18 protein-coding genes are annotated in these 15,415 nt (G+C 35.3%); 7 read left to right on the forward strand and 11 right to left on the reverse strand.

Features of this window, described 5'->3' with window-relative positions:
* On the forward strand, window positions 1-125 hold a 125-nt coding region (locus tag VJJ26_03105), incomplete at its 5' end, for an IS5/IS1182 family transposase (protein ID HLC07150.1).
* Here the strand turns inward: VJJ26_03105 and VJJ26_03110 are convergent.
* The 5 genes from VJJ26_03110 to VJJ26_03130 are packed head-to-tail and all read right to left on the reverse strand — an operon-like array spanning window position 114 to window position 3,517.
* The gene (locus VJJ26_03110; protein ID HLC07151.1) at window positions 114-953 is read right to left on the reverse strand and encodes a hypothetical protein; all 840 of its coding nucleotides are present in this window, start codon (window positions 951-953) and stop codon (window positions 114-116) included. The genes VJJ26_03105 and VJJ26_03110 overlap by 12 nt on opposite strands.
* A 58-nt stretch (window positions 954-1,011) precedes the next feature.
* Window positions 1,012-1,353 (reverse strand): hypothetical protein, encoded by a 342-nt coding sequence (locus VJJ26_03115; protein HLC07152.1) that lies wholly within the window; start codon window positions 1,351-1,353, stop codon window positions 1,012-1,014.
* Window positions 1,353-1,667, reverse strand: a complete 315-nt coding sequence (locus VJJ26_03120; protein ID HLC07153.1) for a hypothetical protein — start codon at window positions 1,665-1,667, stop codon at window positions 1,353-1,355. The genes VJJ26_03115 and VJJ26_03120 overlap by 1 nt, the downstream gene beginning before the upstream one ends.
* Window positions 1,664-3,286 (reverse strand): hypothetical protein, encoded by a 1,623-nt coding sequence (locus VJJ26_03125; GenBank protein HLC07154.1) that lies wholly within the window; start codon window positions 3,284-3,286, stop codon window positions 1,664-1,666. The genes VJJ26_03120 and VJJ26_03125 overlap by 4 nt, the downstream gene beginning before the upstream one ends.
* An 18-nt stretch (window positions 3,287-3,304) precedes the next feature.
* Window positions 3,305-3,517, reverse strand: a complete 213-nt coding sequence (locus VJJ26_03130) for a hypothetical protein (protein HLC07155.1) — start codon at window positions 3,515-3,517, stop codon at window positions 3,305-3,307.
* A 333-nt stretch (window positions 3,518-3,850) separates the two neighbouring features.
* On the opposite strand from VJJ26_03130, the gene VJJ26_03135 reads away from it, so the two are divergent.
* The 5 genes from VJJ26_03135 to VJJ26_03155 all read left to right on the forward strand — a co-directional run bounded on the left by VJJ26_03135 (window position 3,851) and on the right by VJJ26_03155 (window position 8,438).
* Entirely contained in the window at window positions 3,851-4,591 is a 741-nt protein-coding gene (locus VJJ26_03135; protein ID HLC07156.1) for an ABC transporter ATP-binding protein, read from the forward strand.
* Between the two features lie 8 nt (window positions 4,592-4,599).
* Complete coding sequence (locus tag VJJ26_03140; GenBank protein ID HLC07157.1) at window positions 4,600-5,391, forward strand: hypothetical protein; 792 nt, start codon at window positions 4,600-4,602, stop codon at window positions 5,389-5,391.
* A gap of 92 nt (window positions 5,392-5,483) precedes the next feature.
* On the forward strand, window positions 5,484-6,668 hold the full coding sequence (locus VJJ26_03145; protein HLC07158.1) for an MFS transporter: 1,185 nt from the start codon (window positions 5,484-5,486) through the stop codon (window positions 6,666-6,668).
* A gap of 95 nt (window positions 6,669-6,763) precedes the next feature.
* A complete protein-coding gene (gene ppa, locus VJJ26_03150; GenBank protein ID HLC07159.1) occupies window positions 6,764-7,240 on the forward strand; it encodes an inorganic diphosphatase in 477 nt (158 codons plus the stop codon).
* 31 nt (window positions 7,241-7,271) lie between these two features.
* Window positions 7,272-8,438 carry a hypothetical protein gene (locus VJJ26_03155; protein HLC07160.1) on the forward strand — a complete coding sequence of 389 codons (1,167 nt, stop codon included), beginning with the start codon at window positions 7,272-7,274 and terminating at the stop codon, window positions 8,436-8,438.
* Here VJJ26_03155 and VJJ26_03160 read toward each other — a convergent pair.
* From VJJ26_03160 to VJJ26_03185, 6 genes are all read right to left on the reverse strand, one after another.
* Window positions 8,409-8,864, reverse strand: a complete 456-nt coding sequence (locus VJJ26_03160) for an NUDIX domain-containing protein (GenBank protein ID HLC07161.1) — start codon at window positions 8,862-8,864, stop codon at window positions 8,409-8,411. The genes VJJ26_03155 and VJJ26_03160 overlap by 30 nt on opposite strands.
* Window positions 8,865-8,933: 69 nt before the next feature.
* Window positions 8,934-9,458, reverse strand: a complete 525-nt coding sequence (locus tag VJJ26_03165) for a hypothetical protein (protein HLC07162.1) — start codon at window positions 9,456-9,458, stop codon at window positions 8,934-8,936.
* A gap of 21 nt (window positions 9,459-9,479) precedes the next feature.
* Window positions 9,480-10,976 carry a hypothetical protein gene (locus tag VJJ26_03170; protein HLC07163.1) on the reverse strand — a complete coding sequence of 499 codons (1,497 nt, stop codon included), beginning with the start codon at window positions 10,974-10,976 and terminating at the stop codon, window positions 9,480-9,482.
* Between the two features lie 24 nt (window positions 10,977-11,000).
* On the reverse strand, window positions 11,001-11,756 hold the full coding sequence (locus VJJ26_03175) for a class I SAM-dependent methyltransferase (protein ID HLC07164.1): 756 nt from the start codon (window positions 11,754-11,756) through the stop codon (window positions 11,001-11,003).
* A 10-nt stretch (window positions 11,757-11,766) separates the two neighbouring features.
* On the reverse strand, window positions 11,767-14,076 hold the full coding sequence (locus VJJ26_03180) for a UvrD-helicase domain-containing protein (protein ID HLC07165.1): 2,310 nt from the start codon (window positions 14,074-14,076) through the stop codon (window positions 11,767-11,769).
* A gap of 240 nt (window positions 14,077-14,316) precedes the next feature.
* The gene (locus tag VJJ26_03185) at window positions 14,317-14,784 is read right to left on the reverse strand and encodes a DUF6165 family protein (protein HLC07166.1); all 468 of its coding nucleotides are present in this window, start codon (window positions 14,782-14,784) and stop codon (window positions 14,317-14,319) included.
* A gap of 176 nt (window positions 14,785-14,960) precedes the next feature.
* Between VJJ26_03185 and VJJ26_03190 the strand changes: the two genes are divergently transcribed.
* The gene (locus VJJ26_03190) at window positions 14,961-15,410 is read left to right on the forward strand and encodes a hypothetical protein (protein ID HLC07167.1); all 450 of its coding nucleotides are present in this window, start codon (window positions 14,961-14,963) and stop codon (window positions 15,408-15,410) included.
* The last annotated feature ends 5 nt before the right edge of the window (window positions 15,411-15,415 follow it).

Here is a 15,415-nt window from a genome sequence, read left to right on the forward strand (position 1 = left end):
AAAATGTTATAGGAATGATCAAGCGCTTTAAAATTGTAGCTGATCGATATCGCAATCGCAGAAAACGATTTGGTTTACGTTTTAATTTGATTTCGGGAATATATAATTTTGAGTTAAAAAACTAGTTTCGAAAGAGGTCTAATATTTAATTCATACACACTTAAAATGCAGAACTTATGGTCATCTTTGTTAGTTTCCAGTATAACCATTGTGTCATTGTTTAAAAAATCTATTCTTAAGCAATAATAGTTAGGTTCTGCTGAACTTAAAAAGCATTTATTTTTTTGAAATACTATGGCTTTTTCCCAGAAATGAAGGAATATAAAGCTGTCACGATGATAATAAACTTCTTCTTCAAAGAAACCTAGTTTATATTTTTTCAAAATAACATTTTTATTTTTGTAGTCATAAAATCCAATTAAATTTCGATTTTTTTTAAAAATGAAAGCTTCTTTTTCTGGATAAATGGTAATTGCTTTATATTTTCTACATGCATTGGAAAAAACAAAAAACTGCAGGGCAATATCCTTTACTTTCTTTGGTGGTATTTTTGCCAAAGTAAGGGATTCAAAGTTTAGTTGATAAAAGATATTTTCATTTTCAATTGCCAAGATAAAAATATCTTTTATCCAGTAATAATTGCGAGAAAAAAAATAGCAGGTAGAAGGTTCATCAAGTTGGATAATTGAATGGGTAAAAAATTGTAAATCAACTAAAATAAGTCGATTGTTCTCCAAATCGCACACAATAATAGCATTGCCATCCGTTTTTTTGTAAATAAAATCAACGATAAGACCCTCGGTAATGGGTATTATTTTTATAGTATTCAAAGATAAATCTAAGATTCTAATGCCATGAAAATCTTCATTTACAATGATTTTATCTTGGTAAGACGCTATCCGGTATATATCATTGTCTTCAAATTTTAATGTATGCAGTCTTTTTAAAATCATTGTTTGCCTTTTATAAGATTTCTAATGTTGCGGCCACTTTTTTTTGCTAAATCATATTTTATTGTTTTTCTAACTTATTCCATTGTTTTTCATAATTACATATCATTTTTTCTGTGAACATTCTGATTATATGAATATAGGAGATAGTTGCAGAAAAATTTTGATGAAGAGTTATAAGTAGAGTTATAACTTTGTCTGCATTGATTAAATCAATCAAAGGAACATTATTAGGAAATTCACTGAGTTTAAGATTTAATTGTGCAAGACTGTCATTTAATATAAAAAGTTGTTTGACAGAATTTTCTAAGGTAGTCCTTTCTTGTTCTGAGAATAGAGAATGATTGATTGTGAGATTTAAAAAAATTAATTTTTCTGAAAGGTCTTTAAGTTCTTTAAGCATTATTCTATATCCTTGAGTGCATTCTTTTCTCTATAAAGCCCCATAAACTTTTCCGTAATATCACGCATTTGTTCCAGATGCCATTCGTAAAGACCCAGATTTACATCTACATAACCAATGTGTTCCATGATAGCATTAATATCTTTAGTTTTTATTAGTTGGTTTAGATGCTCTGACGTATTGAGGTCTAAATCATTCATTTGATGAATGTTTTCTTCTTCTTCTTTTAAAACATTTTGTGTAATTATTTGATTGTTAAGATATTGGTTCAACTGCTCTAAGTTTTGTAATGTTTTTTTTAACTGATCGTTCACTGACGGCCTTTCATAATGTCTCTAATATTTCGACCACTTTTTCTAGCAGCATTGTACTTCGATATATTAAATGTTCCATCTAGATTATATACTCCAATGAATTCAAATCGGCTGTTAAATATTTCTAAATGATCTCCATGAAGGCGATCTAAATAATAGAAATGCTTTTTTCGCAAAGTTGTACCAGGAATGTTTTCTGTTAATTTATATATAATATTTTTTTGATAGGTATATGGAGTTCTTTGACTTTTGTCGACTAATTTTTGTCCAAATGGAAGCTTGAAAAATTCTGCCATATTCGGAACCGTGGGAAGTTTTGAGGAAGAAAAATTGAATTCATTCTTCATAAACTCAACAGTACTATCAGCAATGCGAACAACGATTCCTTCGGGTGTGGTTAACGCATGTGCTTTAGCGGAACGTGATACATTTTCCGCTAATTTGATTGCATTTTTGTGGGCATATTTAAATAATTTTCCAATACCATGTAATGCTTTTGGTGTTGTATAGAATTGTGTACCCAAAGAAACGGTTTCTTTTATCACATCACGTGTTTTGAGGGTAGAGCTTTTTTCTTTTATGCCATCATAGATAACGGCAAAAGTATCAGCCCATTCCTTAAGCTTTTGATATGTTTTATCCGCAGGTTCTGCAACAACAAGATAACTTAGCTCTCCAATTTCTATTGCTACTTTGCCAATATAATAACCACAGATGGCAATACTTTCTGCAATATTTTGTACGGTACGCACGGGATGGATTATATCATCAACGGTATGATATGCGCCCTCGAGTAAACCTTCTCCTGCAGCTTGGATGCAATCAAGAATCATCCAACAGGCATCGGCAAGAGCAAGTGCCTTACGTGTTTCATGTGCATGATTACATGCAATACCTGCATCGGTAAAATCGGCAATAATGCTTGTTACTTGTTTGAATGCTTTGGGAGATTTATTTTTGTGCCAAATGTTGGCGCTTTTTTTTGTGATAGTAACAAACTCATTGTGAATTGTTTGTTGTAAAATATCACCTTCACACTGTTCCAGTGAGCTGGTATTTATAGAGTGATCATTACAGTAACGCTGCATTTTTTCAGAAAGTGCATAGCGCTGCGCAGTATGCGCCTGATTGCCATTTTTGAGTTGTTTAAGGGCGTTCGTGCGCTCATCAATAACACGTGTGTGTTTATCCCACTCAGGACATTGTTGATAGATAAAAAATTGATCTTCTAATTCAGTAATGTGCGTGGCATCACATTTTTGTTGAGTGATATTTTCTACTGGCGTAGCAATGGTTGCTGGAATTGATTGATTTTGTTGTTGTGGAGAAGGTTTTTTTTGTGGTGGTGTGGTGGCAGTGATATTATCTGGATAGAGTTTTTGCATCCAACTCATAACAATGGCTAGCTGTTCTGGTGTAGGGTAATAATTTTTGTAGTGATTATTTGTGTTTACACGGAGAGTTGGACGTGCGGTAAAAGCTATATTGGATATGTTAGAAGTTTGTTGTTGGAAATTGATAACTACATAGGGATGTTGATATTCGTGTGTAATGACTATTCCGTGATAAAGCAATAGAAAAGTGAATAAGAAGCGAAAAAATTTTATTGGATGCTTCATGGTAAGTCACGGCCCTTTTTAGATGTTAGTTTTTTCTGACGTAAGTCCATACAAAGGAACAGTTGTTGGTAGTTTTTCCTTAAGACACAGAATGTGACAAAATAGTTGTTGCACTTCTTGTTTTTTCTCACTTTTATCAAAATTGGTGATAACAATCAAAGCGGTAACATCTACAGTATCACTGACAATCTCTTTGCTACAAAAGCAGCATTCATATTTTTTCTTTTTCATTGGTTACTTTTGGCTAGGGGTATACGATAGCGATTATGATACTGCGCAGTGTATAAAAGAACAAATAATTGGTTTTGAAAGTCGCTTGACGCGGTTATTTTGTTTGTTATCATAATAAGTAATATCAAATTAATTCCTCTTGAAGGAGATACCAATCATGGAAATCACTCTCTAAGTTCTCAATAATTACCAGCTGAGCGCATATATGCGGTTCTAGCTGTTTCTGTTTTTTTAACTAACTTCTGTTTTTTAATCTGTTTATATTATTTTGTGTGCATTTTGTATGCGCAATTTTTGTTACTATATTTGTGCGTTGAGCATAAAGGAGTTCTCATGAATACTGTTTTGTTGAAGATAAAGAATATCAAAAAGAAGTATGATACCAAAGAAGCACTCAAAGGTGTTTCTCTTGATATTTATAAGGGTGAAATTTTGGGTCTTTTAGGGGTCAATGGTGCGGGTAAAACAACTTTGTCATCTATTATTGCAACGTTGCATCCACCAACAGAAGGCGATATTGAAATTGATGGCAAATCAATTTATAACGATGTTGCAACGTACCGATATAAAATTGGTTTTTGCCCCCAGCGACCAAACTTGCATCCAGAACTTACACTGGAACAAAACTTAAGGCTATCTGGTAGCTACTATGGGATGTCTGATGAAGAGATTGCCTCACGTCTTAAGCTATTAATTAAACAGTTTGATTTGGAGCAGTATTTGCATCAAAAAGCTAATGTGCTTTCTGGTGGCTATAAACAACGCTTTATGATTGCGCGTGCGTTAGTGCACAATCCTGAATTAGTTATTTTGGATGAACCAACAGTAGGATTAGATCCGCATATTAGGCGACAATTGTGGCAGCAAATTAGAGACTTAAAAGCATTGGGAGTGACTGTTATTTTAACAACACATTATCTTGATGAAGCAGAGCAATTGTCAGATCGCGTGTGTGTGTTAGATGGTGGGTTGATCAAGTTGATTGATACTCCGGATAAACTGAAAGCTGATTTTAAGATGAAAAATTTAGAAGATGTATTTATTGCATTGATGGACAATGCATCACATACGTAAGGGATGGTATGAACGTAAGTTTATTTCGTTTTAATGATATTTTTTGGAAGTTAGTGCGTACTCATTTTTATATTGCACGGCAGCAATTAATGGGAAAAGCCATCAATTTTTATATTTGGGCGTTTTGTTCATTGGTGGTAATGGGGTATATTATGCAAGAGTTTGGCCTTGCAAGTGATTATGGTTGTTTCCAATTGGCAACAGTCATAGGAACTGTTGGTCTTTTTGAGGTGTATGGCAATTCATTCAGATGTATTGTTGATTTTGAAGGTGATCGGCATATTAGTTATCTTTTAACATTACCGCTGAGTCCTGCAATTGTGTGGTGGAGTATGATAACCTCGTATACATTGATTGGTATTATCTTAAGTTTGATAATGTTACCTTTTGGTAAATTATTGTTGTGGAATAGTTTTAGTTTTGCAACAGTATCGTGGGTTAAGTTTGTCATTATGCTTGTTTTGGCAAACATTTTTTATGGGATATTTACTATTGCCGTCACTGCTCATGTTGGTGCAATGTCAAAGATGGAAAATGTCTGGTCACGATTTATTTTTCCGCTCTGGTTTTTGGGTGGATTTCAGTTTTCATGGGCAGCGATATATAAATTATCACAACCGTTAGCATACCTATTTCTGTGTAATCCAATTCTTTTTGTGATGGAAGGAACTCGTGCTGCATTGTTGGGGCAAGGGGATTGTTTGCCGTGGGGAATATGTTGTGCAGTGCTGTGTGGTTTTATTGTTGTTGGTTGGGTGTATGGGCGTTACGAAATGAAGCGGTTGCTTGATTTTGTATAAAATTATTCTGTATACAGGTTACATGGTGCGCCTGATCCTTCAACAAGTTCAGGATGAGCGCACCTGGTCAAAGTTTTATACATTGGAAACACATGAAAAGCTGGTTGAATAGAAATATTATTGGTTTTTGTTCAGCCAGTTTTTTTGGTGATTGGTGCCACGAAATGGGCACTGCCATTTTGCCGATGTTTGTTACACAACTGGTAGGATCAACGTATGCACCATTTGCGCTAGGCTCAATTCAGGGCCTTGCCGATGCTGGAGCTACGGTAACAAAGCTCTTGTCTGGATGGCTTGCTGACAGAGTGCCTTTTTATAAACCATTTTTAATTGCGGGTTATGGCATTGCGGGAATTTTTCTTGCATTAATGGGAACGGCAAAAACAGTTTTTGCCGTTTTTGTATGTAAAATAGTTGCATGGCTGGCAAAGGGAATTAGAGAGCCAATGCGTGATACATGGATTGCAAAAATTGTTCCACTGTCTTTTTATGGACGTGTTTTTGGATTGCAACGAGCATGGGATACGTTGGGTGCATTAGCAGGTCCGCTGACAGTATTTTTTTTATTAAGAATGCAATTTTCATTACCATCAATTTTTTTCATTTCGATTATTCCTAGTATTTTTTCAGTTCTTTCCATTATATTTTTAACTTCTGAAGAGAAGCGGGAAACAAGTACGGAGCATGTGATACACTTTGTTGATCAAGTAAAAATGCTGCCATCAGAATTTGTTTCTTTTCTATGGATAATGTTTACATTTGGGTTGGGTAATTTTAATCAAGCATTGCTTATTTATCGTGTTCAAACAGTTCTTGGACAAGAACATTCATTTGTAGTTGCGACGGCATCAGGAGTTTTGTTGTATGCATTTTTTAATATCATTCGAGCATTGAGTGAATTTGGTATGGGTACGTTGAGTGATTATGTGAACCGCAAGGCATTGTTAGCAGTTTTTGGGTTTGGTTTTTTTGGTATTACCACACTTGGTTTTATGGTGCAAACAATGCATCTTTGGGTTTGGTTAATCTTTTTTGGTTGTGCAGGGTTAAGTGCTGGCACAGTCAAAGCTTTGGAAAAAGCTCATGCGGCCTATATTTTGCCAGAACATATTCGCGGTACAGGATTAGGGTTGTTGCAATCAGTTGATGGTGTTGGAGATCTTTTATCAAGCATGGTTGTTGGTTTTTTGTGGATGGCTGTAGCACCAATAACTGGTCTTATGTATGCGGCGATCCTGAGCTTTACAGCAATGGTACTTTTGCTTTTTAAAAAATAACAGTTTGCAATTGTAGATTGAATTAAGAATGATTTTTTGATAAAATCACTTTAAATACTATACAAATTTTTTTATTATTCCAAAGGTTTAATTCCATGCATGAAATTAATGTTTTGATTGAAATCCCTAAAAACTCGATGATCAAATACGAGGTAGATAAAAAAACCGGTATGTTGGTCGTTGACCGTTTTATGTACACAGCAATGGCATATCCCTTTAATTATGGCTATATACCTAATACACTTGCAAAAGATGGTGACCCGGTTGATGTGATGGTTATCTCTTCGTATCCTGTTCAGGCAGGTTCCATTGTGCCATCGCGCGTTATTGGCATGTTAGAAATGGAAGATGAAGCGGGCATTGATAACAAAATTATTGCGGTGCCAACAAAAAAAGTTGATCCATTCTATGCTAATATTAACGATTTAACAGATCTTGATGATGCTACTAAAAATATGATTAAACATTTTTTTGAGAATTATAAGAGTACAGAACCAGGCAAATGGGTTAAAGTTAAAAATTTTGTTGGTAAAGAAGAAGCATTGCGTGATATAAAGGACAGTACTTTATAAAAATCCGATTATATAAAAAAGGTAGGGTAGGATGTCTGGTACAATGGAGTGGTTATCCATCGCGCTCATTCTGAACTTGTTGAAGAATAAAGCGCGCTTAATCCTTCAACAAGTTCAGGATGAGCGCAGAGACATAGTTCGGTTAAGTTTAATCGTTATCGCTGCAAATTTATTGTTATGCTTTGTACATATAAAATCAGAACCTTGTTTTTCATATGATTTTACTCAGTATCATGTTATTGATACATCACGACAAGAACTATATCCGCATGGTGCAGCGCATCCTTATCGCGAATTTATGCTGCATGTGTGGATTCCTATTACACAAGAAGAACAATGTCCCTTAATCCTTTTCTCTCATGGATTAGGGGACATTTTTAATGGTATGACGTACACACAGTTGTGTCAGTATTGTGCATCGCGTGGATATGTTGTAGCAAGTGTATCGCACACGTATGGATGCAAACCAATTCAACTGTCTACCGGTAAAAGTGCTCAGTACCTTTTCCCTGCACCGGTACATCATCAGGTTGGTAAAAATATGTATGATATAGAAGCAGATATGTGGGTTGAAGATATGGTACGTGCACTTGATGAGTGTGCACGTCAGAATATAAATCAAGAGTCAGTTCTTTATAATAAAATTGATATGTCACGTATTGGTGCAATGGGCCATTCGTTGGGTGGATCAACTGCAATGCAGTTATGTCGTAGAGATAGTCGTATTGGGGCAGCTATTAATCTTGATGGGCCGCTATACGGAACAGATGCATGTGCGCCCATCTATCAGCCAACTATGTTCATTATCGGATCTTTTGTAGCTCCGGGATTAAGTATATTTTCTCCTATCATTTCAATAAGAGATGCGCTCATGTGGTCAATGCACTTTAATAACGCGTCACTTCCGTTAATTAATACATTCATAGCCGGTCAGAATAGTGATGTGTACAAAATTACAATAAAGGGTATTGTGCATGATACATTTTCTGATGCAGGATTAATTCCTGATTCCGTTCTTACGCGATGGTTAATTGATGGAACTCTAGCGCATACAATTGTTCATGCATATGTTGGTGCATTTTTTGATTGTTACCTCAAACATCACTATGTGCCATTGTTACAAGAATTAGTTTCTTGCTGGCCAAATGTGACTGTTGAAAAAAGCAACTTAAGTGGCGTTTTTCCAACCATTTTCTGAATATTTTTTACCTGTTTTGACGCTCTCTATTGCCAACAGTGCATGTTCAGTTATATGTAATGGCAAATCATTAATATCAAACCATGCCACAGCACTATGTCGATGTGGTTCTTTATTTGTTGGAGTTCCTTGCCACACTTCTGTCATAAAATATATTCCAATAATATCTCGTGTATTTTTTTCATTAGCGCGTACATGAAGAACATGTGCAAGAGTAAAATCAGATGGATTGACAACAACACCGACTTCTTCCAGAGTTTCGCGAGCAGCTGCAGTTGTTAACGTTTCATTTTCTTCGAGCAATCCTCCAGGAAAGTTCCAATAACCAGACATCCAATCGGTGTTGTGGCGTTGTACTAATAAAAATTGCGTATTCCTCTTAAGAACTATTCCGACATATGCAGGTAGTTTATATATATTTTTCATATTTCAACATCTTCAAGATTGTAAACGGGCATATTTGGGTATTTAATACATGATTTAATAAAGAACATATTATTTTTTTAAAGCATTAACTTGTTTTTCTAGATTTTTGATTTTTCTCAATTGAAACATACAAGAATCTTTTTCTTCTTCAATTAATAACATTATTTTTTCAAAAAAATCTTTGGCTCCCAAAAGCAAGGCATTAAAAAATTCATATTTTGGCAATGTCCATTGAGTAAAATTTATTGAAAAAAGTATATAATCGTCAGAAATATAATTCATAGAGATAGGAGTTGGTTGATCAGGAAAAGACATTTCAGATCGTTTTTTTTGTAAGAATTCTTCTACCATATTTAAAAAATAGGCCCACAAATGATCAATCAAATCGTATGATCTAAAACTAATAATGACTTGATTGTTGTAAGTTAGGTGTAGAACTCCATCTATATAATCTAAATCTAAATCTTTTTTTATACGTAAAATTTCTTCTGAGTTATTGATATCGATGAAATAGTGAAAAGGTCTCTTTTCAACATCTTCAAGATCGTAAACAGGTATGTTAGGATATTTGATGTATGATTTGATGATAAACATGAGAAAATACTTTCGTTATTACTATTGTTGCAATGGTATATAAAATTGGCCTATTCTTCCACGATCAAAGCCTACTCTGTATTTGATGTTTCCAATCACGCCGTTGATTTGATATTTACGATTTGTGCCTTGTTGAATTATTATTTCTTTATTTTGTTTGATAATATTTCTGATATTGCTGACAATATCAGAAATATTCATTTCTTTGTTTAAAAAAGTTTGATTATCTTTCAAAGTTCCATTCCAATATTTTGGATGGTGCCGTTCAAGAATATGTTTTAGTCCTTTTTTATCAAGCAAGCAGGTTATTTTGCCAACTTTTATTTTTTTGCCTTTAAATTGAGAAATTACTTGAGAAAGATGATCCTTTACACGGGATATTTTTTTTGGTTGTTGAAGAATTTGCTGAGCAATGCGTAATGGAATATCTTCTGTGGACATCAATAACGTGCTTTTTTGAACACTTTCATTCATTTTTCTGGCTATCAAAAGAGCGCTTTTATGTGCACTGTTAAAAAGAGAGCTAAAGCCATTAATTGCGCGTGTAGTTGCGTAACATTGCACAGCTGTGTTGGCTAGATTTTTAACAATATCGCGCGTTTTCAGTTCTTTGCTATATTCAGAAAGTCCATAGGCAATATTTTTGCAACATTCACTCCACGAGATATATTTATCGGCTAATAGGTCAAAGTTGCCAGATATAAGAGCTTCTGTTGTTGCATCTATTTCTTGTAATGCTATGTATAAATAATGGCCACATGTTATTGTTGCATGTACATAATTTTGTATAGCCTCAATAGGATGTCTAACATCATGTATAACTGCTGATAATCCCTGCACAATTCCTTCGCCGGCTGCACGTATACAATCGAGAATTGCCCAACTGGCGTCTGCTAGTGCCATTGCTTTTTTTACTTCTCCCGTGTGATTAAATGAATTTCCCGCGATAATAAAATTGCCAACAACAGCAGTAAGGTCCTTAACTTCTTGACAGTTAATTCGTTGATTCCAGACATGGGCCGTGGTGTCAGTTAATACTATAAATTCCTGGTGAATTGCATGTTGAAGAAGATTACCATGACATGATTGGAACGCATCGATATCGATATTGTGAGAAGATAAATATTTTTGTGCTTTATTATTGAGAGAGTATTGTTTGAAAGAGATTTCGTGTGTTTTGGGGTCATTGTTCAGAAATCTTTCAAGTATTGTATGGCGTTGTAATTGAATGGGATTGTATATGCTTTGGGGTGTAAAATTTTCATCAGATGTCTTGGGTGTTGTGTTAAGTCCCTGTAGCAATCGGTCAAGTCTGTTTTGCCGAGTGATATTATTTAAATTTTTGATTTTAGAAAAATAATCAACAGATCTATGTAAATGAGATGGTGTTAACTCGAAAGCTGCAGTTTTTGCGGGTATGTTATGTATAGGATTGTGATGCTCAGATGAAAATAGTAACCCAAGAAAAAATAATGGATATACTAGGGATAGTTTTAGAGAACCGGAAATGAGCTTCATTATTACTTTCGAGCAATCAATAAATTATTTTATGCATTCATACACAATGGTGTAATCTTGTGCAGATGGAGTGCCATTAAGATCGTATGCTTCTATTTTTTTAATGTGCGTAAATCCAACTTGTTTGAGCAGTGCATCCATTTCTGTTGGATAGTAAAGTTTGATTTGAAAATATTCCATTTCTGTTTTGATAATCTCAGTTTTATCCATCAGTTCATAGCGGCAAATGACGGTTGCAACACTGTTTTCTATTCCAAGAGGTAAAGTGCTAGAAATTATTGTTGTACCATCTGTTTTTTTGTACGCTTTTCCATGCCATAAGCCAATTTTTGCAGGTATTGCGTAGACAGTTTCCACGTCGAATACAAAAGTTCCACCTGGTTGCAGGAGTGAATATATTTTTTGTAAACACATTTTGATATGAGCGGGGTTTAAGAATAGGCAAAAAGAACTGTCAGGGATAAAAATAAGATTGTACAGTTTTGTTGTTGGCAGGCCTTCCAAAAATTGTTCCCAAGCACGCGGAGTAAGATTTTTTTGTTTACATTTTTTGTACAAAGCATTGAGCATAAATGGTGATGCATCAAAACCTTCTACATCGAATCCTTCTTCAAGATAAGGAATAAGATAGCGTCCTGTTCCACACATTGGCTCCAAAACAGGACCAGTGCTTTTGGCAATGTAATGACGAAAAAAAGCATATTCTTCTGGCGAGGCTTTTGGTTTATCAAGATCAAAAAAATCAGTACAGAGGCTTAGGTATAATGTTGGTTTATTCATAGTTCCATTCTCACAGCCGCTGCAAGAATTGTGCAACTATTTTTTTTATACTGGTTTTAAAACGCACGGTGATATGTGTTTCTCCGCTTGTTTTTTCCTCAATCTCTTGAACAGTTCCAACGCCATATTTTGCATGTTTTACTGGCTGATTTTTTCTCCAGGTGGTTGATGCTAAAAGAGGCTTTTTTTGTTCGATGACGGTGTTTTTTGCTGGGGTTGATTTATGAAACTGTTGTGTAGGCTCGCCCGCCGTCGCGTCCGCCGAAGCCTTGGCGAAGGAGGAAGCTTTAGCGAAGGAGGGAATATAAATATCAGATTTTTTTGATATAGTTCCTAACCAACCAGCAAAGAATTGATTCACTTGCGTAATACTCCAGTACGAGCAATCTTCATACGGTACAAGGTGCGATGGTATTTCTTGTAAAAATGGCGAAGGTAATTGGTCAATCATTTGACCATATGAGTAACGGTGTTTTGTGTACGTAATTAATAAATGTTCTTTTGCTCGTGTAATGCCCACATAAAAAAGACGTCGTTCTTCTTCAATTGCATCATTGGAATTGAGTGAGCGCGTTGTTGGTATTATTCCTTCTTCAACCCCTGGTAAAATTACTAGGTCAAATTCTAATCCTTTTGCTGCATGTAGCGTCATAAGAGAAACAGCTTGAGCATCTCTATTTTGTTTGCTCATTTTATCTTGCATAAGAGCAACTTCATCAAGAAAGGCAGAAATAGTTGTAATGCCATTGCTTTCAAAATGGTTTACTGCATCAAGAAGTTCTTTAATGTTGTCAAGACGAGTTTGTGCTTCTTGTGGTTCATCATTATTTTTGATGTAGCTGATATATTCGGTTTTTACAATAATGTTCTCAAGTGCTTTGCTTGTCGGTGTTGAGGGTTCTATTTTTTGCAGTAGTGCAGCGAATTGTTCAATTGTTGTAGTTTTTGCTTTACCCAGACTCCCATCTGCAGATAAGTGTTTAATAATATCATGCCACGTGGCAAACGGTTCATTGGCCCACTGTGTGTAAAACATTTCTTCAAATTTATCACCTAGGCCACGTGCAGGAACATTGATAATACGGAAAAAGGATGTTCTATCGAATGGATTGGCAATAATTTTTAAGTACGCAAGCAAATCTTTAATTTCTTTACGTTCATAAAATTGAATGCCACCAATAATGCGGTAAGGAATAGATTCTTTGAGTAACGCTTCTTCCAGTGCACGTGACTGTGTATGAGTGCGATAGAGTATACCAACATTATTGAGTCCATATTTCGACTTTGCTACTAACAATAATTGTGCAATTGCCCGTGCTTCTTGATACTCAGTCAAACAAAGAAGTTTTTGTATTCTGCTACTTCCCTGTTTTTCTGACCATAAATTTTTTGGTGTTCTGCAGGTATTATTCTGTATGGTATGGTTAGCCAATGTTAATATGGGTTGCACGGAACGGTAATTTTGTTCAATTGTGATAATGGTAGTGCCAGGAAACACTATTTTAAAATTGGCCATATTTGTTACTGTTGCACCGCGCCATGAATAAATTGACTGATCTTCATCACCCACAGCACAGACAGAATCTATCGCAAGGGTTTTATCGCTGAGAGCCATGACTTTTAAAAGTTCATGCTGTACTACGTTAGTATCCTGATATTCATCAACTAAAACGTGGCGAATTTTTTCCTGGAATCTGTTTTTAATCACACTGTTTCTTGTAAGTAGGTTTAGCGTTTCAAGCAACAGATCATCAAAATCAAGACACTTAGAACTTCTTTTTTCTGTTTCGTATGCATTAAGAACATCAGTGAGCATTGGATGAGACACATATTCCATTGCTGGTTGAGATTTTTCATCGATATGATTTTTCATCTGCGAAATCATATGAGCTATATTTTTTGCGGTAAATTGTTTTTGTAACCCGTTGCGTTGTAAAATTCCTTGGATCATTTTTTGCTTATCGTCGCTGTCTAAGATGGAAAAAAAAGGATTAGGTAAATATTCTTGGTATCTTTTAAGCAGTTGTACGCAATAGGAGTGAAACGTTCCAACAAAAGGAAGCTCGTCATGATTTCCTAAAAAAGATGCAATACGTTCTTTCATCTCGTTTGCAGCTTTATTGGTGAATGTAAGTGCCACAATTGATGAGGCAGAAACATTTTTATTAAGAATTAGGTTGGTGATGCGTGCCGTAATAACGCGCGTTTTTCCTGAACCAGCACCGGCAACAACAAGAATCGGACCGGCTTCATGATGCACTGCTTTCTGTTGTGACGGATTGAGATTATTTTCTAAAAAATTATTAAAAGAATCGCGCATTATTTTTCCGTTTAGCTTTTTTCACTGCGCTCATCCTGAACTTGTTGAAGGATCAGAGCGCGCTTTATCCTTCAACAAGTTCAGGATGAGCGCGAAGAGCATGGGGATTAGGTTAAGATAAATGATTGTTGCTATATCTTAGTTTATAATGCGCGGTAATTACTTCAAGATTTTGTTCGTATTCTTTATTCTTCAGCGGGGTCCCCGGCGTAGTTTACGAAGCTGGGGCTAAAGTTTCACTTAGTTACAGGTAAGTTTCTCATATGATTTTTCTTCAGTCAGATGAGATCCGAGTAACACGTCAATTTGTTTTTTAACTGCGCAACGCCTATCGTTGGTAATATATACACTACGTGCAATTGCAATGAATTCAGCATCAAATTCTTGTTTGCGTTCTTTAACGCGTATTGCATCTTCAATATCCCAAAGTTCCTCATTAATCTTTTGCAACAATGCTTGTAGTTGTGCGATGTCTTCACGACTGCCAATATAGCGGTTGCATGTATCTTGTAGTGATGCAAATTCGGTACGAACATTTTTTAGTTTTTCTTCATTGATGATACGTTGTGATTTAATATTCAGAATAGTTATTTTATCAATCAGTTCACCGTAAGAAATTTCAGCGGTAACAGTTTGGCAGTAAGTTTGATGGGTTAAAAATAGTATGTTCATAATGAACACAAGAATGATATTTTCTGTTGGCTCCATGACTCTCCTTAATTAATCATGCAACTTCTTTTACTGTGCCTAGTCGTACAAAAAAATAAAAATAAAGTAAAGCAGTAATGATTTTTTTGATAACAGTTTCATTTTTATGTTGATATTTGTATTGTATGGTATAGATTAACCTGTGAATTGTTGTTTCTAAAAAAAAGGGTTCTTTCATGAATACATTTCGTACAATTTCTCATGTTGTCGTGGTAGCTGCGGCTATTTCTGTTGGAAATGCTTGGGCAGATAAGAATGCTGCTGTACAATTTGTTGAGAATAACAAAGCTACGATCGGTGCTATCGCTTTTGCAACTGCTTTGCCTGAAGATGCAGATGCCGCAAAAGCTGCCATGGAAACGATGGGTTATGTGACGGATAGCAAAAATGTTGAATTCGTAGATGTAGCGACTAATTTTATGGCTAATTTTGTTGCTCGTAAAGTTGGTCGTTGCCTTGCTAAAAATGGACATAGCTTGGGTTCTGGTGACATTGTACCGGGAACTGTTGGTAAGCATGTTAATTCTCCTATAAAAGATACCGTTAAGGCAGTAGGTCCGCAAATAATTGCAAAGTTAGTTGTGACAGGTATGCACATGGTTACAGGTAGTAAGAAAACAGATTAAAACAC

This window comes from Candidatus Babeliales bacterium, assembly GCA_035288105.1.
Lineage (GTDB): Bacteria > Babelota > Babeliae > Babelales > Vermiphilaceae > SOIL31.

Bases quoted from the DNA above. Each gene is read 5' to 3' on its own strand.
- VJJ26_03145 (HLC07158.1), top strand. From the start codon at position 5,484: ATGAAAAGCTGGTTGAATAGAAATATTATTGGTTTTTGTTCAGCCAGT.
- VJJ26_03160 (HLC07161.1), bottom strand. From the start codon at position 8,864: ATGAAAAATATATATAAACTACCTGCATATGTCGGAATAGTTCTTAAG.
- VJJ26_03110 (HLC07151.1), bottom strand. From the start codon at position 953: ATGATTTTAAAAAGACTGCATACATTAAAATTTGAAGACAATGATATA.
- VJJ26_03175 (HLC07164.1), bottom strand. From the start codon at position 11,756: ATGAATAAACCAACATTATACCTAAGCCTCTGTACTGATTTTTTTGAT.
- ppa (HLC07159.1), top strand. From the start codon at position 6,764: ATGCATGAAATTAATGTTTTGATTGAAATCCCTAAAAACTCGATGATC.
- VJJ26_03185 (HLC07166.1), bottom strand. From the start codon at position 14,784: ATGGAGCCAACAGAAAATATCATTCTTGTGTTCATTATGAACATACTA.
- VJJ26_03190 (HLC07167.1), top strand. From the start codon at position 14,961: ATGAATACATTTCGTACAATTTCTCATGTTGTCGTGGTAGCTGCGGCT.
- VJJ26_03180 (HLC07165.1), bottom strand. From the start codon at position 14,076: ATGCGCGATTCTTTTAATAATTTTTTAGAAAATAATCTCAATCCGTCA.
- VJJ26_03135 (HLC07156.1), top strand. From the start codon at position 3,851: ATGAATACTGTTTTGTTGAAGATAAAGAATATCAAAAAGAAGTATGAT.
- VJJ26_03130 (HLC07155.1), bottom strand. From the start codon at position 3,517: ATGAAAAAGAAAAAATATGAATGCTGCTTTTGTAGCAAAGAGATTGTC.
- VJJ26_03115 (HLC07152.1), bottom strand. From the start codon at position 1,353: ATGCTTAAAGAACTTAAAGACCTTTCAGAAAAATTAATTTTTTTAAAT.
- VJJ26_03125 (HLC07154.1), bottom strand. From the start codon at position 3,286: ATGAAGCATCCAATAAAATTTTTTCGCTTCTTATTCACTTTTCTATTG.
- VJJ26_03170 (HLC07163.1), bottom strand. From the start codon at position 10,976: ATGAAGCTCATTTCCGGTTCTCTAAAACTATCCCTAGTATATCCATTA.
- VJJ26_03155 (HLC07160.1), top strand. From the start codon at position 7,272: ATGTCTGGTACAATGGAGTGGTTATCCATCGCGCTCATTCTGAACTTG.
- VJJ26_03140 (HLC07157.1), top strand. From the start codon at position 4,600: ATGAACGTAAGTTTATTTCGTTTTAATGATATTTTTTGGAAGTTAGTG.
- VJJ26_03165 (HLC07162.1), bottom strand. From the start codon at position 9,458: ATGTTTATCATCAAATCATACATCAAATATCCTAACATACCTGTTTAC.